Below are 19517 nucleotides of genomic sequence, written 5' to 3' on the forward strand. Positions count from 1 at the left end.
AAATAGCAAGAATCATTTGTAATCAAACTTGCCATAAAAAACTGATCATCAATTGAGTGGGATGATCAGTTTTAATCTTCTTTATTTATTTTTTGTATAAACGATTTTTTTTACAGTATCTAGTGAGAGGAAATATAGTTCAGCTAACGGAATTCTTACAAAATTGCACTACTTCATTTTTCAGCAGACCCATTACTAAAAAGTTCATTTCCTTTGCACGATTTAGTTATTACTACTTAGTTAAAATTACTAGTTAGAGTTTGTAGGTTTAGTACCAGCTTAACGCATAAAAAATGTGGCATCCAGAGTATTTGTGTATTCACCTATTAATTAGAATCATCTTTACAGAAAGAAAAACTTCCTGTATAGTTGGTTACATGAGTGACCAACTATACAACTAAGCTGTATTTTTACTTAAAGTGAGGTGGCATAAATGAAATCAACTCTTGATGAATCTCAGCCTATTTTCCAACAAATTGCTGTGATGATAATGGATGACATCGTTGACGGCAGGTTAAAAGTTGAAGAGCAAGTTCCATCAACAAATGAGCTTTCACGGTTCTACAATATTAATCCCGCAACCGCACGAAAGGGTTTGCAGTCCCTTGTTGATAAAGGAATCATTTACAAGCAACGAGGTGTTGGAATGTTTGTTGCAAAAGGAGCGAGAGAAAAATTGCTTATAGAAAGAAAGCAACATTTTTATGAAGAATACATCATGCCTTTACTGGAAGAAGCACGCCGCATTCACATTGATGAAGAAATGATAATTGACTTAATAAGAGGACAACAGAAAAAAAATGAGGAGAGTGGAACATGATTAATGTACAAAATGTCAGTTACGGATACCATCAGACACCTGTGTTGAATCATTTTTCATTTAAGGAGGATGCACCGATTATTTGCGGTATATGGGGGAAAAATGGAGCTGGAAAAACAACACTTATGAGTTTGTTAGCAGGACATGACCGACCAGATAATGGGGAAATTACCATTATGGATCAAAATCCATACAACAATTTATCTGCACAACAACATATATGTTATATTCAAGAAAATCATCCCTTCGGTAAGAATTGGACAGTACAGGATGTATTAAAATACGGGCAATATTTTCATCCAAATTGGGATCAGGAGCTAGCAGAATCTTTGTGTGATCTATTCGAATTACCAGTAAAAAAGAAAATTACTAAATTCTCCAAAGGAATGAAAACCGCGGCACAAATCTTACTGGGCTTGGCAAGCAACGCTACAGTGACAATTCTAGATGAGCCAACGAATGGTTTAGATGCTGTAAAGCGCAAGCAATTTTATGATGTATTATTAAAAAGCTATGAAGACAAACCTCGATTGATTTTACTCTCCACTCATCATATTGAAGAAATCCAGCCTTTATGTGAATCGCTAGTTGTCGTACATGAAGGAAAAGTATTGTTCTATCATCAAATGGAAGAAATGCGTGAGCGTGGCATTCTCCTATCAGGTGCTGAAGAAGATATTCATAAAGTGATGAAGCATGCAAAAATCATAGAATCTTCAAAAATAGGCTCTACAACTAAAATTATGATTGATGCTCCATACTCTAACGAATGGAAAAGAATGGCTTCTGAACAAAATCTGTTGATTGAAAAAGCTACTTTACAAGGCTATTTAATTAACATGACTACGACTAAGAAGGTGGTTAATGTATGAATGCTGTAAAAGGAACATACAGGCTGTTATACGAAGATATGCGTTGGTGGTTATTGTTATTTTCAGCAATAACATTAGGGCTAGCTGTTATTTTTATAGCAATTGGGGTTATTTTTGAAGTCAGTTTTACTGCTACCCTTTTCGGGCCGATATATGGAGCAATTTGTACAATAGCAGCTATTGGAATTGTTTATTCCTTCCCAGTTTTAATAGGCCTAGGCAGTACTCGAAAACAGTTTTTAAAGTCATACTACTTTATCGCTTCCATTATGGTTATTTGCTTTATTACCGTTTTAAATGTTATCTATTTTTTTATGAACACATTGAATCAATTTGGTGTTCACAAGTTATCCTTCTTTCATCCAGGCATGTTCTATTCAATGAATTATCATATACTAGTATATGTGTGGATTGATTTGATGGTTGGTTTTTTATTACTTGGACTAAGTGCCTTTCTTACCGTCAGTTGGAAAAGACTGGGATCCCGAAATTTCTTAATCATTTTTTTCGCATTTAACCTTCTTATTACAATATTAATAAATATTATTAACATTACTTCTTTATTGGAGTGGGTTTTTGAATTAAATGTTATTTATACATTTACAATTGTAGGTTTTATAGGATTTTGTTTGTTAATATGCACTTTCCCAATGATGAAACATGCGCCACTTGTAATGAAAGCAAGAAACGCTTAATTGACCAAACTTCTCATAGAATTTGTATGATATGTTTTAACTCTTTTTCTCATATTGTAATTAGCACGACAATATTATGTAGATATATATGCAGATTAGCCGCATTTATAGTGTATTAGACTGACATTGCCTACTATTTACTCAGCTATAGACATATTCTCAATCAAAAAGTGTGATCCTAAAGCTAGAATGTACGATTGAACTATTACTTATATTAGGAAGTCCTTAAACCAATTTCCATATTACGACGGTTAATTAGATCCTGAAAAATACCCCTTCATAACTACCAACGATACGATCATTTTAAAATAGATCGTATCGTTTTATTATTAGTGCTTTAAAACAAATTCTTATTCCCTCAAGGTGTTCCCATTATGCAACCTTGTTGAAGTGGTATGAAAATTCATTTATCACTTAAATTATTGCTGTTTTCGTATGAATTGTTGTTTTTCTTCTTAAGAAAGTATACAAGTTAACATAATTCGTATCAGCTAACCTTAAGTAATACAACGAAAAACGTATAATAATACATATTATTGTTCTAGTTTGATATCAATAGGAACAAAGTCTAAGAGTATATCTATAGTAAAATATCCTTCCGTTCCATAACTATCTATCTTGATACACTTTGTACTAAAGAAGCTCTTCTTAATACTAACCATGTTAGGAAAATAAATGTGATTACAACTATCGTGACTGCGCCAAAATTTAATTCTATCGTGCGCTCCTCTATACTCATAACAAAATCTATAAATAAATCACGGACGTTAGGTATTAAAATGAATATACCTAGCAAAGCTAGGTTGACGAATCCACCAATTAGACCGAATCTGTAGAATATAGCACTAGAGAAGAAACCCACTGATATGATGAAAAGACAAATGACAAAGTCAATGAAAAAGTGATTGAACCATGTAAATGATAATGTTGTAGCATCTAAAGTGTAAAATATCGCTAAATTTGATAGTTCCGGCGCAGTAGTTATTAATTGAAAAATAAAAGATACGAGTAAATTCATTGCAGACATAAAAATGGCAAAAAGAATAGCGAAAAAACTAGCTGCTATAATATAGTTATTCCGTGTCGCTCCCATTTTTATACAATTAGGAAAAATTTCTTTAGTAATTGAAAATCCAGCAATAGCAGCATAAATGTATACCGCTAAACTAGTATTTATTCTCACAATTGAGTCAAGAGATAATGAAGCTATAGAAAGTACTACTAAACTTGAACACAACACAACCCAAAAGATACTTATCGTGAAGCGAAAATCATAAATGAAATAATTTAAGGTTGCTCGAATATCATTATGCATATAAGCGTCCCCCTTCTTTTTCTGTCAAGTGAACCATTAATTCCTGAATATTGCACCGCCCTACATCTAAGCCTTTTAATTTTGCCTCTTGTATGTTTAATTTTTCACCAAATAACATAGCTGTTTTTCTTCCAATCATCTCATTCTCAAAAATAACATTTTTTTCATGGCAATACTCATTAACTGCTTGTGTATTCCCACTTATTTGAAGACTCATTTCTTGTAATTCATCTGCCGTTTTGTGTAGTAGCAATTCCCCATCCTGGATTAACAAAATTTCTTCAAATAAATTACTCGCCTCATCAATTAGATGGGTTGATAAAATAAACGTTCGAGGATTCCTCTTATACTCGTCTAGTATAAGATCATAAAACTTATATCGTGCTGATGCATCTAAACCGATATACGGTTCATCAAAAATAGTAATTTTTGCTCCGCTTGAAAGTCCTATGATGATACCTAATGCAGATTCCATCCCTTTAGACAATGATCTAGCACTCATATTCGGGTCTAAATTGAACACATGTAATAAATGATCGGCTGTTTGCTTTGACCAAGTTGGATAAAATTTAGATGCTACAAGTAGTACATGTTTAACCTTTAATTTTCTTTTAAAATTGTTGCTTTCATTAATTAAGCAAACATTTTTTAACACATTTCGATTATTGAAAGGTTGTTCGTTATTTATAAATATTTTACCTTTGCTTTGTAATATATGACCTGCAAGTATTTGCATAAATGTCGTCTTCCCTGCCCCATTTCTACCTAATAGCCCATAAATCTTATCCTCCTCAAGCGTTATGTTAAGGTTGTGTAATGCTGTTTTGGAACCATACTTCTGACTAAGGTTTTGTGTATATATTTTCATCATTCTTCCTCCTTGTTAATCAAAATAGAAAGTTCTTCCTTAGATAAACCAAGCTTATTTGCTTCAGCTTTTAATGGAATGATGTAATCATTGTAAAAATCTTTTTTCCGCTTTTCGAAAATCATTTCTTTAGCACCATCTGCGACAAACATACCTATTCCCCTTTTTTTAAATAATATCTTCTGATCCACAAGCTGATTAATCCCTTTTGATGCTGTAGCAGGGTTAATTTGATAATATTTGCCAAACTCATTTGTAGAAGGCACTTTTTCTCCTTCCTTAATAGACCCATCTAAGATACTTGATTCAATATTTTCAGCGATTTGAGAAAAAATGGGTTTTTCACTGTTTAATTTTTGATCCATAATGGTTCCTTCCTTCATTGGTTAGCTATTTATGTAACTAACTTAAATGTTTTTGAATAAAATGTCAATACTTTCTATATAAAAAATTATTTTACCTGTTTTGTGGACTATGCACCCTTTCTCTATGATGGGCACTTCAATTAGTAAACTTATAGCAAACAATAAGTATCTTGTGCTACTAAGATATTTGATTATAATCGAATTTTTGGGCTTGCAAATAACCCCCCCTAGGGGATATAGTGTTCAGTGAGGTGATAATATATGTCAGACCATCATAAACATCGCAAAAGTATAGTGAATCGGTTAGCCAGGATTGAAGGACATGTTCGTTCTGTGAAAGATATGGCTGCATCAGATAGAGATTGCGGTGATCTACTTATTCAAATAGCTGCTATTCGTTCAGCACTTGACAATTGTGGGAAATTGATACTAAAGGACCACCTTGAGGGCTGTGTAGTCGAGGCTGTAAAAGAAGGTGATGATGAAGTATTGGATAAATTAAACGATGCCATTGACAAATTTATACGTTAGAGGAAGGTATATTAAATGGAGCATCAAATTGAACAACAAAAGAATTCACCTGAAACAACTAAACATTTGATCATCACGATTTTAGCTCTAGCATTACCAGCAGTTATTGAGAATTTTTTTCAAACAATACTTGGATTTGTAGATACGTTATTTGTTTCAAAGCTTGGTTTAATTGAAGTGTCTGCTGTTGGTGTAACGAACGCTATTTTGGCTATTTATTTTGCAGTATTTATGTCGTTAGGGGTTGCGACAAATGTTTACGTAGCAAAAAATATAGGAGCAAATAACAAGGAAAAAGCGAGTCAAATTGGGCAACAGGCCATTATTTTGGCGGCATTATTTGGTATCTTCTTTGGTGTTATTTCGATATTTTTTGCTGAATTTCTATTACTCTTAATGGGTGTAGAACAAGATGTGTTAAGCGCTGCAGTTACATATTTTCAAATTGTAGCCATCCCTTCTATTTTAATATCACTAATGTTTGTTCTTAGTAGCATTATGCGAGGAACTGGTGATACTAAAACACCAATGAAAATAAGTGTTACGATCAACCTATTAAATATATTATTAGATTATATTCTCATTTTTGGTTTTTTCTTCATCCCTTCTTTCGGACTTGCGGGTGCTGCCTTTGCTACTGTCATTTCTAGGTTTATTGGCGTAATTGGCTTAACAATCTACTTAGCAAAATCGAACATTCTTGCATTTAAGAAAAAAGATTGGAAGATTAATAAAAAGTCCCAGCTACAATTAATTACTTTAGGTGCCCCAGCTGCTGGAGAAAGACTTGTTATGAGAGTCGGTCAAGTGCTTTACTTTGGGATGATTGTTGCTCTAGGAACAAACACATTTGCAGCCCACCAAATTGCAGGAAATATTGAAATATTTTCTTATATGATTGGGTATGGATTTGCAACAGCAGCAACCACATTAGTCAGTCAAAAGCTTGGAGAAAAGGATTTTGCAGGAGCGCAAAGGTATGGGAATTATTCGATTCTAATTGGCACGATTGCTATGACTATTTTTGGTCTACTACTCTTCTTCTTTGGAGAATGGGCAGCATCATTTTTCACAACAGATATTAGTGTTATTCAACAAATCACTCTTGCATTGAAAATAGATGCATTTATTCAGCCGGTTCTTGCATTTGTTCTCATCTTAACAGGCATTTATCAAGGCGGCGAAAATACTAAATTTCCGATGTATACAACTGCAATCGGGATCTGGTTAATTAGAACACTAGGTGTTTATCTACTAGGATTATACTTGGGTTTTGGAATTGCGGGGATATGGATTGCAATTGGTTTAGATAACTTATTTAGAGCAATCTTTTTGTGGAAACGATATAAAAATAATAATTGGATAAATAATATAACGAAGTTGGAAGCATAACTTTGTTAATATACTAGATTATATATACGTTTTTCACTCAAAAGTCATCGCTATATAGAAGAAAAGATGCCACGAAATGTTGGAGTATACATGTTTTGTGCTTAGTATGATAACTACAATAAATGGGGAAAAAGTACTTCATTCAGACATAAATTAAAAGGGAGTTATAAGATTTCGAATTTAATCTATAAGACTCCCTTTTATTATGCTCATTTATATATCTACGTGTGTAAGTTTTTATAAATTAACAAGGATGAAACTAATAATTTAGAATATGGAAAAATCATTGAAAGTCCAACCACATTATAACCTATCCCTTATTGAATCATATAGTAAATAAGGTTTAGCACAACCGCTACAGTAAGCAAGGTAACTGCGATTGTTAACTGAATGTTGACTATTTCTTTTTTAAGAATATTTTTTTGCATTTGTTGCTGTTCTTGCTCTTTTATCGTATCAGGATCAACCTTGTAATCTACTAAGCTGTTAGCATGTTTTTCTTTCGATCGAAAATCTTTACCCGAACTCATCAAAAAAACAGGAGTGAACCAACGCTCCAATAAATAAAAAATCGTGCAAAGTGTTAACATAAGTAATCCAAATATAAATGTGTAGTTTGTTAGAGTAAATATAAAATCTTTATCATTGCCAAATAAGAAACTTAACACAATACATAACAGTAATATAACAATACTTAAGATGTATTTTGTATGTTTGTAAGAATACACAAAAATCTTTCCTTTCTTACAATGAGTTATGATATATCTGCATAGGTTGTTGTTATTAAACACATATAGAGCTTGCGTATAGTTGTATTTAATTTGTATAAAATCTCGTTTTGCTACATTAAATAACATAACTATTAAATGTCAACAAGAGTTCTCTTTAAAATATAGGTATTAAAGATTTAGTTGTTCGAAATACAGTTATTTTGGCAAGCTATTCATATATATGACAAGCAACAAAATGACCTTTCTTGACCTCAACAAGCTCAGGCTTTTTTTCTTCGCATTCTTTTTTGACATAAGGACATCTTGTGCGAAAATGACAACCACTAGGAGGATTCATTGGACTTGGCACGTCTCCCTTCAAGACGATACGTTCCCTACTTTGTTCAATATCTGGATCTGGGATAGGTATAGCTGAAAGTAGAGCCTGTGTATACGGATGAAGTGGGTCCTCATACAATTCTACACTTTCTGCTACTTCAACTAGCTTACCGAGGTACATGACACCAATGCGATCAGATATATGTTTGACCATCGCTAAATCATGAGCAATGAATAAGTAAGTTAGCTTGTTCTTTTCCTGTAATTCTTGAAATAAATTAACAACCTGTGCCTGGATGGATACATCTAACGCTGATATTGGTTCATCTGCTATAATAAATCTCGGCTGTACTGCTAATGCTCTAGCGATACCTATACGCTGGCGCTGTCCACCAGAAAATTCGTGTGGATACCTGTTTGCATGATTTTTATTTAAGCCAACTAGTTCTAACAACTCATACACTCGTGCAAGCTTAGCCTTTTTATTCTTTTTGTACATTTTTTGTGCATCCATTCCTTCAGCAATGATCTCTGTGACTGTTAACCTTGGATTTAAAGATGCATATGGATCCTGAAAGATCATTTGGATATCACTGTGTAATGCTCTTTTTCTTTTTTTGTCCATTTTTAAGATGTCTTCACCATCAAAAATAATTTCACCGCTTGTTGCTTCGTATAACTGCAATATTGTTCTTCCTGTTGTTGATTTTCCACAACCTGACTCTCCTACTAAACCAAAAGTTTCACCTTCATTTACTGTAAAAGATACGTCATTTACTGCTTTAAGTTTCTGGCCTCCCCCGACTTTAAACTCTTTGTGTAAATTCTTCACTTTTAGTAACGGTTTAACGTTTCCCATTATACTTGTCCTCCTAGCTGCATAGGTTGATGTATCGGAGGAACCGCTGGATCCTCAAGCCAGCAAGCAACTTTATGAGTTGCTGATTTAGTTGTTTCATAAGGATATTCTTCCGCACAAATATTCATGGCATAATCACAGCGCTCTGCAAATGGACAGCCGTTAGGTGGGTTATTCAATGGTGGCGGTGTACCAGGAATTGATGCTAACCTTCCGTGTTCCCTCGAATCTAAACGGGGTACGGACTTTAACAATCCCCATGTATAAGGGTGCCTAGGGTTATAAAATATTTCTTCTAAAAAGCCTTGTTCAACAATCTTCCCTGCGTACATAATCATGACTCTCTGAGCAATATTAGCTACAACTCCTAGGTCATGTGTAATTAAAATAATGGATGTATCGATCTTTTTTTGTAAATCTTTCATTAAATCTATAATTTGAGCCTGTATCGTTACATCAAGTGCCGTTGTAGGTTCATCTGCAATTAACAGCTTCGGGTTACAAGCTAATGCAATGGCAATCATGACACGTTGTCTCATTCCGCCACTAAATTGATGTGCATAATTATTTAATAATTTATCAGGATTAGGAATACCTACTAAACTAAGCATTTGAATTGCTTTCTGTTTAGCAGCTTCCTTTGATAATCCTTGATGCTTTATTAGGCCCTCGCTAATTTGTTTGCCAATCTTCATTGTTGGGTTTAACGAAGTCATAGGGTCTTGGAAAATCATTGATATTTCAGCGCCACGTACTTTTTGCAATTCTTTGTCGTTTAGTTTGGATATATCTTTTCCTTCAAATAGTATTTCACCTGATTTATAGCGCCCTGGAGGCATTGGGTTTAACCCGACAATAGTTTGAGACGTAACACTTTTTCCAGAACCTGATTCACCGACTAAGGCTATTACTTCTCCCTTCTTCACTTCAAAGCTTACTCCTCGTATTGCCTCAACTTCACCTTCAAATGTATCAAAAGAAAAGTATAAGTCTTTTACTTCTAATAGCTTTTTCATTAAGTCTATACCCCCCTAAGCTGAATAAAATAGTTGTTTATAAGGCTATTAATATTTACAACATTTATTGAATTAACATAGAATATCTATTTTATTTTCGAAGTCTTGGATCTACTGCATCACGCAAACCGTCTCCAAAAATACTGAATGATAGAATGATCAAAGTAATAATCGTTGCTGGAAAAAATAACAAGTGAGGTTCTAATAGAAGTAATTTTCTTCCATCATTAACTAAGGAACCTAAAGACGCATCTGGCAGTGGTACACCTAAGCCAATAAAACTAAGTACAGCTTCAGCAAAAATAGCTGCTGGTATCGTAAAAGACATGTTAACCATCATTGGGCCCACCATATTAGGAATAAGATGTACACGTATAAGTTTCATAGGTTTTGATCCTAAAGAACGCGCTGCTAATACGTATTCTCTACTTTTTAAGCTCATTACTTGGCCACGGATAAGACGGGCCATCCCCACCCAACCTGTAAGAGCAATTGCGATAATAATTGCTAATATTCCTCGTTCAATGACCATCAATAGTAAAATGGTAAATATTATGTTAGGTATACTTACGATTATTTCTATAAATCGCATCATGATAAAATCAATTCTTCCTCCAAAGTAGCCAGCAATAGCTCCATAGACGACGCCAAAAATAACATCTAATGTTGCTGCGACAACACCAATGAGTAGTGATATTTTCGCACCTTCCCACGTCCTGGTCCACATATCCCGACCTAATGTGTCTGTGCCAAACCAATAATCATTTTCCATCGTTGGTTCCATTTTAATGCTGTCATAATTTTGGTAGTCTGCATCATGTTCATTCATATATGGACCAGCAAACGCCATAAAAGTAATGACTACTAGGAAAAACAACGAAATCATGGCTGGTTTATGTTTTTTTAAACGGCGCCAAACATCTTGAGAAAAAGACATACTTTTATACTGTTTATCATGATCAGCTTTATAGATACTCTTGTCTAAAGGCTGGAATCTCTTATCTTGGATCATAGGATCTGTATTCATACTATTCAGTCCCCCCTATGACACGAATTCTTGGGTCAACAATTGAATACAATAGGTCCACAATAAATAGACTAATGATGTATAAAATCGCATAAAATAACGTCAAACCCATCGTTACTGTATAATCTCGTGTTATAACTGAAGTTACTAACTCCTTACCAATACCTGGTATCGCGAAGATTTCTTCAACGACTAACGAGCCTGTCATACTGAAAATGATTACAACTGGTAAGCTAGTAATGAGTGGAATCATCGCGTTTCGAATACCATGTCTTATAAGGACAAGAGGCTGAGACAACCCTTTTGATTTAGCTGTTTTTATATAGTCTTGTCCTAACACTTCGAGTAACTCCGAACGCATCATCCTTGTGTAATATGCAAAACCTCCTAACGCAATGGCTAACGAAGGTAGTATCGTATGTTTATATGATTCAAATTGTGCAATAGGTAATAATTCTAGTTTCCCTGCAATTACATATTGGAGTAATACTGCTGCCACAAAGCTTGGAATTGCGAATCCAAATACTGCAATACCGACAGCTAAATAATCTATTAATGAATTTCTCCTTATCGCAGCAATAATGCCAAGTAATATTCCAAATGGGATACTTATCGCAACTGCTTGCAACCCGATTGCCGCAGAAGGTCCAATTTTCTCTGCAATAATGGTCGTTACTTCTCTATTTTTTATTCTATACGATACCCCAAAATCAAGTTGTACAACATTTGACAAATATATTGCATACTGTTCTGGTATCGGTTTGTCTAATCCGTATTTGGCTTTCATATTTTCTAGCACTGCTGGTGGAATTTTTTCTTCTTCAAAAGGCGTTCCAGGAATTGCTTTCATAAAGAAAAATGATAATGTACATATTACCCACAAAGTTAAGATCATAAAAAATAAACGCCGGAGGAAAAACTTTAGCATACTTATCCATCTCCTATCTTGGTGTGACTTAAGTAAGAGTAATTAAGTTAAATCAAGGTATATGCACAAAACATATACCTTGATTATTTTGAAATTCAAATTAGTACATACGTATCAAGTTAAAACAACAGCAATAGAAGTAAAGTTTATATTTTTTACTTTCCTGTAATCGATGCCCATTTGTATGATGATCTTGGACCAACAGCATGAGTGACAATACCATCTACATATGTTCTTTCTAAACTATAAAAACCATCATGTGATAGAGGAATATACGCATAATCTGACACAACAATCCTTTCCAGTTCAGCGTATAAATTAAATTTCTCTTCAATATCAGTCGTTGCTCTTACATCTTCAAGTACTTGATCGTATTCTTCACTTACATATCCATTTTTGTTAAAAGATCCTGTTGAAACAAATAAATCCAAATACGTACTTGGCTCATCATAATCAGCAGTCCATCCTGCTGCTACTAAATGGTAATCTCTACTATCCATCAATGCTCTTCTAATTTTGGAGTCCGTTTGTTTAATCGTAAATGGCACACCGATTTCTCCCCATTTTTGTTGCAAATATTGCCCTGTCTTTGCCCAATCATCACTTTGGTAAACGATTAACTCAAATTCAGGAACATCTTCTCCAATTTCAGCTTTTGCTTCTTCAACGAGTTGTTTGGCTTTTTTAATATCAAATTCAAGTAACTTAGAATTTTCAGTGAATTCCGAGCGGAAATCTACACCTGCTTGTGAACCTGCCATACCTGGAGGAATAATGCCTCCTGCAGGAACCTGCGTTCCTCCCCATGCAACTTGACTCATTTCTGCACGATCAAAGCCAATTGCTAATGCTTCACGAAACTTAGCATTTCTTAAATACTCACCTTGGAGCCCTTCTCCTTCTTGGTTTAATACAAACCACCACGTATTTGCTCTTGTACGCAACGTTGCTTCATCACTATTTGCATATTGATCAATATAATCACTAGGGAGAGCTACACCATCTATATCACCTTGCTCATACATTTGCATTCTTGTATTATCATCTGAGATCCATGGCATGTTGATTTTATCAAGTTGAACCGTATCCTTATCCCAATACTTTTCATTTTTCGCTAAAACAACTACTTCATCGTGAGACCACTCGTCTACTACAAAAGGACCTGCATAAAGCATGTTGCTTGCTTCAGTCCCATACACATCTACACCGCCAACTTCTTCAAAATACTGTTGTTGAATTGGTGCTAACGATGGAAAAGCAAGTAACTCTAGAAAAGCTGGGCTTTCACCATCCACTTTAATTTCTAGTGTTTTATCATCAAGTGCTTTGACACCTACAGCGTCTTTGGCTGTTTGTATAGCTGACTCAGCTTCAGCCTCATTTTCAGGAATTTCCATATAAACCAAATCAGCAGCTCCAGTGATTAATGTAATTTCAAACAAATACCCATACTCTGCTGCATTGCGTGGATCCATTACTGTCTTCCAACCGAATTCAAAATCATATGCCGTTACAGGCTCACCATTTGACCATGAAGCATCTCTTAAATAAAATGTATAGGTATTATCTTCAAAATCATGACTTTCTGCTAAGCCATATTCAAGTGTAGCGCCATCTTGACCTTTTCTCATTAGCCCCTCTTGAATGTTATTTAAGAGAAGTAAATCTTGAGTATAGGCAGCATAGACAGGACTTAATGAAGTAGGCTCACTCATAATGGTGTTATAAACTTGTTCACTATTCGTACCTTCAGCTTCCTTATTGTTATTATCACTACTATTTTCGTTACTTTTTTGTGATGATGAGTCAGATGTCTGTGAAGCACCTTCACTATTACAACCAGCAAGACCAAGCACGACTGCCAATACTACAGTTAACATGACCATTAACCAACTTGTTCTCTTTTTCATAATTTCCCCTCCTCTTATTATTGCGTGTGCCTTGAGTTACGGATAACATTACCGATAACCTATATTGCAACCTTCTGTGTGTGTGATCATTGGAAGATTACAATTGTTCCACGCTCTTACGTATGTATTCTGCAAGATGTGTGCCAAGGCAAATGTGTATAAATGCATCTAGAGTCAATGTACAAATTGGATATCGTGCTCATATACATATGTGTTATAAAAACAGCGCTTTTTGTTGAAGGATTAATAATGGTATATCGGTATGGACGGTAATAAGAGCTTGTTAGTTATGTGTATATGAATCCATACACAATGTAAAAATGTTTTAAATATTCAATTATTTTATCTTCTATGTTGTACATCTAGATAATTCTGTTCTAGTGTTTTTCATAAAATTAGTGTTCTTGGTCTTGGCTTTTTTTCTTCTTTAGAAATCTTGTTTAAAAAATAAAACAACTATCTACCTGCTTATAATTGAAAAGAAATACAGTTAACGTAAAATGTCTAAAGCAATCTTTCTCCTTTCCATTGTAAAATAAAATTATAATAGGCTCTTTCCAAAACCAAGTTCGTATCTTTACGAAAATTGGAGAGCATAAATTTGCTACATGTGCTAATCAAATATTTTATCGTGTTAGTTTTGATTGACATTCATTAATATGAGCCTACCCACATTTGAAACCGTTATTAAACCCACCTACGTATGCTTTCATTGATAATTTTCGATCTATATAACAAAGTAGTCTCAGGAAAATGATTTCCCAAGACTACCTTTAAACCTATATATTCTCCGTTTTTAATGCATCAATAATATTATCTTTTTTTACTTTAGTACTGGAATACAGCATTGCTCCAACTGCTATCAAAAATATAGCAATAATAACAAACAGCATATCTATCCAAGGTATCGTAAAATGAAGTTTGATTGTGTTCATCAGGGCCCGATGAATGGCATAAATGATTACGATACTAATTGGTAAGCCATATAACAAGGATTTTATTCCGTAAAAGATACTTTCATAATTAACCATTTTGTTAAACTCTATAGAGGTCATACCAATTGATTTTAGCATTGCAAACTCTCTTTTGCGTAAAGCAATACTAGTAGAAATCGTATTAAATATATTTGCAACTGATATCACTGTTATGAGTATCGTAAATCCATAGGAAAATGCTTTAATTAATAGCATCAGCTGTTTGTTTTGTTTTCGTTCAACATGAGAACTATAAATAAAGAAATTGGCATCATTTAGCTCTTCGATTTCAGTGTATGTTTTCATTGGGTCGGAAGATGTTACGTAGAGATTCGTAAAAAAATCTTGCACATAACTAGTAGGAAACAGTTGTTCCACTAAGCTTTCTGGTATGACGATTTCAAATTCAAGGAAATCTATCGTAATATCTCCCATTGGATATTGGTCAGTAACGGCTGCTATTTCCACAGAATTTATAAATGTTTCCCCTGCTTGTTTCCCTGTTCCAAATACTTTGTCAATTAAACCTATTTTCATTTCAGGTTGTGCATAAATAGATTTTTCTTCAATTATTTGCTGAGTCTTTTCATCTATGTGTTTAAATGTATCTATCAATATCACATTAAGCTGATCAGAATTCTTCAACTTTTCGGGATCTACATTAATTGATTTAGCATATTCAACGAAGCTATGTTCATCTAGTACATTTAAGTCTACTCTATAGAGGATTTTTCCATCTTTTTTTTTATTTGTTGGAGCAATCCATTTTTTAGAATCATCAGGTACGATATTATCATCAATCCATGAGTATAGATGCATTGTTTTTACAATACTAGCACTCGTTACATTATCTTGTGTAGATAAAGACTTTAACATTGTTGTATCTTCATTTATAGTTGTTACTTGAATGTCATAATTAACGTTCCTTTGTGAAAGTTCTATTGATTTTTGTAAATTATCGGTAAAAAAAGAAACCGTTATAAAAAGGATAATGCTCACCACAAAGGAAAAGATCGTTATTTGGTACCTTTTTTTATTTCTCTTTACATTTTTCAAAGCGATTTCAGCTTGAATTCCAAATAAATTCCGAACAATTTTTGATGTTTTAATTACTTTCCCTGTTAGTTTGACATCTTGCGTTTGGCGTATGGCATCAATAGCTGAAACGTTTGAAGCTTTCCGAGCTGGTAAATAACATGATATGAAGATTGTAATTAGTGAAACACCAATTGTAATCAATATTGACATTGGCGTAACGGTTAGCGTTAATAGTTTCTCACCTATATTTAAAGATTGTTGTATATATGTGTTAATAATTGAGAGAGTAATCATTACACCAATTAACCCTGTAATCATACCTATTGGAATGCTAATGAAGCCGACAATTGCTGCCTCGAACAAAACAGAATTACGTTTTTGAATCTTTGTTGCCCCAACACTGCTTAACATTCCTAAATATCGAGCACGTTCAGCAATACTTATCGTAAAGGCATTATAAATTAAGGCAACCGAGCCAGCTACAATAACCGCTATAATAATGATCTCTGAAGCAAAGATTGTCATTCTTAAGTTTTCTTTGCCTGTTACTCCATAATAATTCAACAAGTGAGTATTATATTGTATCTTATCAGCTTCGATATTATTTTTTTCAGCTAAAGAACTTGAGGTATCATATAAAGATTGACTGACTTTATTTAGAGCGATATATGCATCAACTTCTTTGTTTGCTATAAGTGATTTCTCATCTAAATAGCTTATAATCATATATCCAGGTGTAGATAATGTTGTATCCCATGACGGACTTTCAATCTCCCCAACAATTGTATAAGTTATTAATTGTGTATTTTTTAATGTTTCGATGTTAACTCCATCTGTCTTTTGTAATGGTACCATTTGGTCTAATGGTTCTTCACCACTCTCACCAGTTACATATCGTTCTCCAATTTCTATTGTAAAATGATCACCAATTTCATATTTTTCACCTCTATTTGTTGCGAAATCTTTAGAGATAACGACTTCATTATCTGCATTCGGAAACCTTCCAGCAAGTAATTGAAACGGAAATTGGTTATATGCCTGCTCATTATATTCTTTTACAAATAAATAAGGCTTACTCCTGTTTTGTGCTCCATCTAAAAGAGCAGTCCCAACATCATTAACAAGCGACATTGCCTTTATATTTTCATCCTGTTTAATACTTTCAATCTGACCTTTATTAACATCATTGTAGACAACATGCCATTCCCCAGTTTGTTCCATCGCATTTTTTTGCAGGGCACTTATAAATGACGTCGTAAGCGTGGCTGCAGCCGTCACCATTGCAACAGAAATAACGATACCAATAATGGTTACGATCGTACGTTTTTTATTTTTCTTCAAATGCCTGAGAGTTAGTTTGTTAATAATATTCATGGACGAATGACCTCGTTTTTGACAACTCTTCCATCTTCAATAGATATAATTCGATCTGCTTGCAAAGCAATTTTTTCATCATGTGTAATGACGATCAATGTTTGGTTATATTTTTTATTAAACAATTTTAATAAATTTATTACTTCATTACTGTTCTTGCTATCCAAGTTACCTGTCGGCTCATCCGCCAACATGATTGTCGGATTACTAATTAATGCTCTTCCAATCGATATTCGTTGTTGCTGTCCACCTGAAAGTTGATTAGGTAAATAACCTAAGCGGTTTTTTAGCCCTATCGTCGTAACGATTTCATCAAGTAGCTTGTTATCTACTTTATGTCCATCAAGTAATAATGGCAACGTAATATTTTCTTCAACCGTTAATATCGGTATTAAATTGTAAAATTGATAAATTAAGCCTATTTGCCTTCGCCGAAAAACAGCTAATTGAGTCTCGTTTAACTGGTAAATATCGGTTTTATCGACTAATACTTTCCCGCTTGAAGGTCTGTCAACACCTCCAAGCATATGAAGCAATGTTGACTTCCCAGATCCTGACGGTCCAATAATTGCGACAAATTCACCTTTATGAATCGAAAATGTAACATCATCAAGTGCTTTAACTGCCGTGTCACCTTTACCGTATATTTTAGACAGATTATCTATTTTTAAAATTTCCAATGGTATAACCTCCAAAAGTCGACGTACTTCTAATATAACTGTCTAAAATGACTATCCAATGACTCTAAAATGACAATATAGTCACCTACTGATATTATATAACTTGTTTATAAAACTTAATCAAAAAGCGTGTTCCCTCACCTTCCTTACTCTGAACCTCAATATCACCGTTTTGACTAGTAATGATACTGTAAGCTATCGCTAAACCAATACCGATACTATCGGTATTCGCATTTTTTCCTTTATAAAACCGTTTAAAAATATATGGTATATCTTCCTTTGGAATCCCTTTACCATTGTCAGCAATGATGACTTCAGTGAACAGCGCATTTTCTGAAAAAGAAATGGTGATTACACCACCGTCAGGCGTGTGTTCCACACAGTTTTTTAATATATTTATAACAGCTTCGGCTGACCAGTTAAGATCACCAATAAAAGAGGTTGTGTCTTCACCATTAATTGATAATACTTGTTCTTTAATATCCATCGGAATCAAAACAGGATCAATTGATTTTTGGATAAGCTTCTTCACGTTTATTCGATCTTTTTTGAATTGAACCGTTCCTGCATCGATTTTTGATATCTTTAATAATGAGGAAACAAGCCATTCAATACGCTCAATTTGAATACGTAGATTATAAGTGAATTCATTTCTTTTTGCTGTTGGCAGCTCATTATCACTTAACAAATCTGTCATTACCATCATTGAGGTGAGTGGGGTTTTAAGCTGGTGGGAAATATCTGAAATTGCATCAGTTAGCTTGATTTTATCTTGTTGCAATAGAGATTTATGCTCCGATAGCATCGATGTGACCTTATAAATATTGTTCTTTAGTATACTTAACTCACCTTCTTCATTATCACGGACGTCAAGAGTATAATCACCTGAGCTAATTTGGCGCAAATAATAAGAAAGACTTTCTATTTCTCGGTATCTCCTGCGTGTAAAAATGAGGTTGATAGCAACTAACAATAGTGAACATATGAAAATAAGTACCATTGCACTAATTGATAACAAAGCTCCAAGGATCGTTCCAGAAAGACTAATCAAACACATGATAAATAAATACAATTGCATCTCTTTATGACGTAACAAGCTACTCACCAACCCTATACCCTAACCCACGAATTGTTTTAATAATCGTCGGTTTTTGGGGATGATCCTCTAGCTTTTCACGTAGCCTCTTAATATAAACGGTTAAAGTGTTATCGTTTACAAAATCCCCAGCAACATCCCAAATCTGTTCTAATAGCTGATTTCTTGAAAGAACTTGACCGATATGGTTAGCGAAGATAAGTAAGAGACGATATTCTAAAGCTGTCAAGGTAATTTCCACCCCCTTTTTATACACTTTTCCCTCATTTGTATTAATTTGAACATTTTCTATTGTAATGACAGATTTTGTCTGTGTCTGCTTTTGGTATCTTCGTAAAACTGATCTGATCCTTGAAAGAAGCTCACGAATACGAAACGGCTTAGTTATATAATCGTCTGCCCCCATGTCTAGACCCATTACCACATTTACTTCATCATCAACTGCAGTTAAAAAAATCACAGGAACATCCGCTTGTTTTTTTACGATACGGCATAAATCATACCCGCTGCCATCAGGCAGAGATAAATCAAACAAACATAACGCAAATTCGTCTAATTGATCTGAGAGCACCTTTTTCGCACATGCAACATCATGACAAAGAATTGTAGCATAGTTTTCTTCTTGCAAAGAATATTCAAGTCCTGAGGCAATTGTTTTATCATCTTCCACAATCAATATTTTCATCACTTATTCATCCTATCTTTATA

The 19517-nt window shown here is 34.1% G+C and carries 18 protein-coding genes; 5 read left to right on the forward strand and 13 right to left on the reverse strand.

Features of this window, described 5'->3' with window-relative positions; genetic code table 11:
* Positions 1-433: 433 nt before the first annotated feature.
* Genes ACSVDA_RS00745 through ACSVDA_RS00755 form a run of 3 tightly spaced genes read left to right on the forward strand, consistent with a single transcriptional unit; the run spans position 434 to position 2387 of the window.
* On the forward strand, positions 434-820 hold the full coding sequence (locus ACSVDA_RS00745) for a GntR family transcriptional regulator (protein WP_485880005.1): 387 nt from the start codon (positions 434-436) through the stop codon (positions 818-820).
* Positions 817-1692 carry an ATP-binding cassette domain-containing protein gene (locus ACSVDA_RS00750; protein WP_485880007.1) on the forward strand — a complete coding sequence of 292 codons (876 nt, stop codon included), beginning with the start codon at positions 817-819 and terminating at the stop codon, positions 1690-1692. The genes ACSVDA_RS00745 and ACSVDA_RS00750 overlap by 4 nt, the downstream gene beginning before the upstream one ends.
* On the forward strand, positions 1689-2387 hold the full coding sequence (locus ACSVDA_RS00755; protein WP_485880009.1) for a hypothetical protein: 699 nt from the start codon (positions 1689-1691) through the stop codon (positions 2385-2387). Before ACSVDA_RS00750 ends, ACSVDA_RS00755 begins: the two co-directional genes overlap by 4 nt.
* Before the next feature lie 613 nt (positions 2388-3000).
* On the opposite strand, the gene ACSVDA_RS00760 is transcribed toward ACSVDA_RS00755, so the two are convergent.
* Genes ACSVDA_RS00760 through ACSVDA_RS00770 form a run of 3 tightly spaced genes read right to left on the reverse strand, consistent with a single transcriptional unit; the run spans position 3001 to position 4935 of the window.
* Positions 3001-3702 carry a hypothetical protein gene (locus ACSVDA_RS00760; RefSeq protein WP_485880011.1) on the reverse strand — a complete coding sequence of 234 codons (702 nt, stop codon included), beginning with the start codon at positions 3700-3702 and terminating at the stop codon, positions 3001-3003.
* Positions 3695-4570, reverse strand: a complete 876-nt coding sequence (locus ACSVDA_RS00765; protein ID WP_485880012.1) for an ATP-binding cassette domain-containing protein — start codon at positions 4568-4570, stop codon at positions 3695-3697. The genes ACSVDA_RS00760 and ACSVDA_RS00765 overlap by 8 nt, the downstream gene beginning before the upstream one ends.
* Complete coding sequence (locus tag ACSVDA_RS00770) at positions 4570-4935, reverse strand: GntR family transcriptional regulator (protein ID WP_485880014.1); 366 nt, start codon at positions 4933-4935, stop codon at positions 4570-4572. Before ACSVDA_RS00770 ends, ACSVDA_RS00765 begins: the two co-directional genes overlap by 1 nt.
* Before the next feature lie 261 nt (positions 4936-5196).
* Between ACSVDA_RS00770 and ACSVDA_RS00775 the strand changes: the two genes are divergently transcribed.
* A complete protein-coding gene (locus ACSVDA_RS00775; protein ID WP_485880016.1) occupies positions 5197-5466 on the forward strand; it encodes a metal-sensing transcriptional repressor in 270 nt (89 codons plus the stop codon).
* A 15-nt stretch (positions 5467-5481) separates the two neighbouring features.
* Positions 5482-6858, forward strand: a complete 1377-nt coding sequence (locus ACSVDA_RS00780) for an MATE family efflux transporter (RefSeq protein ID WP_485880018.1) — start codon at positions 5482-5484, stop codon at positions 6856-6858.
* A gap of 317 nt (positions 6859-7175) precedes the next feature.
* Here ACSVDA_RS00780 and ACSVDA_RS00785 read toward each other — a convergent pair whose 3' ends face one another.
* The 10 genes from ACSVDA_RS00785 to ACSVDA_RS00830 form a co-directional block, all read right to left on the reverse strand.
* Entirely contained in the window at positions 7176-7388 is a 213-nt protein-coding gene (locus tag ACSVDA_RS00785; protein ID WP_485880020.1) for a hypothetical protein, read from the reverse strand.
* 409 nt (positions 7389-7797) lie between these two features.
* Complete coding sequence (locus tag ACSVDA_RS00790; protein ID WP_485880022.1) at positions 7798-8766, reverse strand: ABC transporter ATP-binding protein; 969 nt, start codon at positions 8764-8766, stop codon at positions 7798-7800.
* The gene (locus ACSVDA_RS00795; protein ID WP_485880024.1) at positions 8766-9782 is read right to left on the reverse strand and encodes an ABC transporter ATP-binding protein; all 1017 of its coding nucleotides are present in this window, start codon (positions 9780-9782) and stop codon (positions 8766-8768) included. The genes ACSVDA_RS00790 and ACSVDA_RS00795 overlap by 1 nt, the downstream gene beginning before the upstream one ends.
* A gap of 91 nt (positions 9783-9873) precedes the next feature.
* Positions 9874-10809 (reverse strand): ABC transporter permease, encoded by a 936-nt coding sequence (locus ACSVDA_RS00800; protein WP_485880026.1) that lies wholly within the window; start codon positions 10807-10809, stop codon positions 9874-9876.
* A gap of 1 nt (position 10810) precedes the next feature.
* Positions 10811-11737, reverse strand: a complete 927-nt coding sequence (locus ACSVDA_RS00805) for an ABC transporter permease (protein WP_485880028.1) — start codon at positions 11735-11737, stop codon at positions 10811-10813.
* 155 nt (positions 11738-11892) lie between these two features.
* The gene (locus ACSVDA_RS00810) at positions 11893-13647 is read right to left on the reverse strand and encodes a peptide ABC transporter substrate-binding protein (protein ID WP_485880030.1); all 1755 of its coding nucleotides are present in this window, start codon (positions 13645-13647) and stop codon (positions 11893-11895) included.
* A 779-nt stretch (positions 13648-14426) separates the two neighbouring features.
* Positions 14427-17000 (reverse strand): ABC transporter permease, encoded by a 2574-nt coding sequence (locus ACSVDA_RS00815; protein WP_485880032.1) that lies wholly within the window; start codon positions 16998-17000, stop codon positions 14427-14429.
* 29 nt (positions 17001-17029) lie between these two features.
* Positions 17030-17713 carry an ABC transporter ATP-binding protein gene (locus ACSVDA_RS00820; RefSeq protein ID WP_485880034.1) on the reverse strand — a complete coding sequence of 228 codons (684 nt, stop codon included), beginning with the start codon at positions 17711-17713 and terminating at the stop codon, positions 17030-17032.
* Between the two features lie 94 nt (positions 17714-17807).
* Positions 17808-18809, reverse strand: a complete 1002-nt coding sequence (locus ACSVDA_RS00825) for a sensor histidine kinase (RefSeq protein ID WP_485880036.1) — start codon at positions 18807-18809, stop codon at positions 17808-17810.
* 1 nt (position 18810) lies between these two features.
* Positions 18811-19494 carry a response regulator transcription factor gene (locus ACSVDA_RS00830; protein WP_485880038.1) on the reverse strand — a complete coding sequence of 228 codons (684 nt, stop codon included), beginning with the start codon at positions 19492-19494 and terminating at the stop codon, positions 18811-18813.
* Between the last annotated feature and the right edge of the window lie 23 nt (positions 19495-19517).

The organism is Cytobacillus sp. Hm23 (genome assembly GCF_051842895.1).
Lineage (GTDB): Bacteria > Bacillota > Bacilli > Bacillales > SM2101 > Nanhaiella.

What these genes read in the sequence shown, in the direction of transcription:
- ACSVDA_RS00750 (WP_485880007.1), top strand. Translation starts at nt 817, where the DNA reads ATGATTAATGTACAAAATGTCAGTTACGGATACCATCAGACACCTGTG.
- ACSVDA_RS00810 (WP_485880030.1), bottom strand. Translation starts at nt 13,647, where the DNA reads ATGAAAAAGAGAACAAGTTGGTTAATGGTCATGTTAACTGTAGTATTG.
- ACSVDA_RS00760 (WP_485880011.1), bottom strand. Translation starts at nt 3,702, where the DNA reads ATGCATAATGATATTCGAGCAACCTTAAATTATTTCATTTATGATTTT.
- ACSVDA_RS00770 (WP_485880014.1), bottom strand. Translation starts at nt 4,935, where the DNA reads ATGGATCAAAAATTAAACAGTGAAAAACCCATTTTTTCTCAAATCGCT.
- ACSVDA_RS00795 (WP_485880024.1), bottom strand. Translation starts at nt 9,782, where the DNA reads ATGAAAAAGCTATTAGAAGTAAAAGACTTATACTTTTCTTTTGATACA.
- ACSVDA_RS00830 (WP_485880038.1), bottom strand. Translation starts at nt 19,494, where the DNA reads ATGAAAATATTGATTGTGGAAGATGATAAAACAATTGCCTCAGGACTT.
- ACSVDA_RS00790 (WP_485880022.1), bottom strand. Translation starts at nt 8,766, where the DNA reads ATGGGAAACGTTAAACCGTTACTAAAAGTGAAGAATTTACACAAAGAG.
- ACSVDA_RS00785 (WP_485880020.1), bottom strand. Translation starts at nt 7,388, where the DNA reads ATGAGTTCGGGTAAAGATTTTCGATCGAAAGAAAAACATGCTAACAGC.
- ACSVDA_RS00805 (WP_485880028.1), bottom strand. Translation starts at nt 11,737, where the DNA reads ATGCTAAAGTTTTTCCTCCGGCGTTTATTTTTTATGATCTTAACTTTG.
- ACSVDA_RS00775 (WP_485880016.1), top strand. Translation starts at nt 5,197, where the DNA reads ATGTCAGACCATCATAAACATCGCAAAAGTATAGTGAATCGGTTAGCC.
- ACSVDA_RS00765 (WP_485880012.1), bottom strand. Translation starts at nt 4,570, where the DNA reads ATGAAAATATATACACAAAACCTTAGTCAGAAGTATGGTTCCAAAACA.
- ACSVDA_RS00800 (WP_485880026.1), bottom strand. Translation starts at nt 10,809, where the DNA reads ATGAATACAGATCCTATGATCCAAGATAAGAGATTCCAGCCTTTAGAC.
- ACSVDA_RS00745 (WP_485880005.1), top strand. Translation starts at nt 434, where the DNA reads ATGAAATCAACTCTTGATGAATCTCAGCCTATTTTCCAACAAATTGCT.
- ACSVDA_RS00755 (WP_485880009.1), top strand. Translation starts at nt 1,689, where the DNA reads ATGAATGCTGTAAAAGGAACATACAGGCTGTTATACGAAGATATGCGT.
- ACSVDA_RS00780 (WP_485880018.1), top strand. Translation starts at nt 5,482, where the DNA reads ATGGAGCATCAAATTGAACAACAAAAGAATTCACCTGAAACAACTAAA.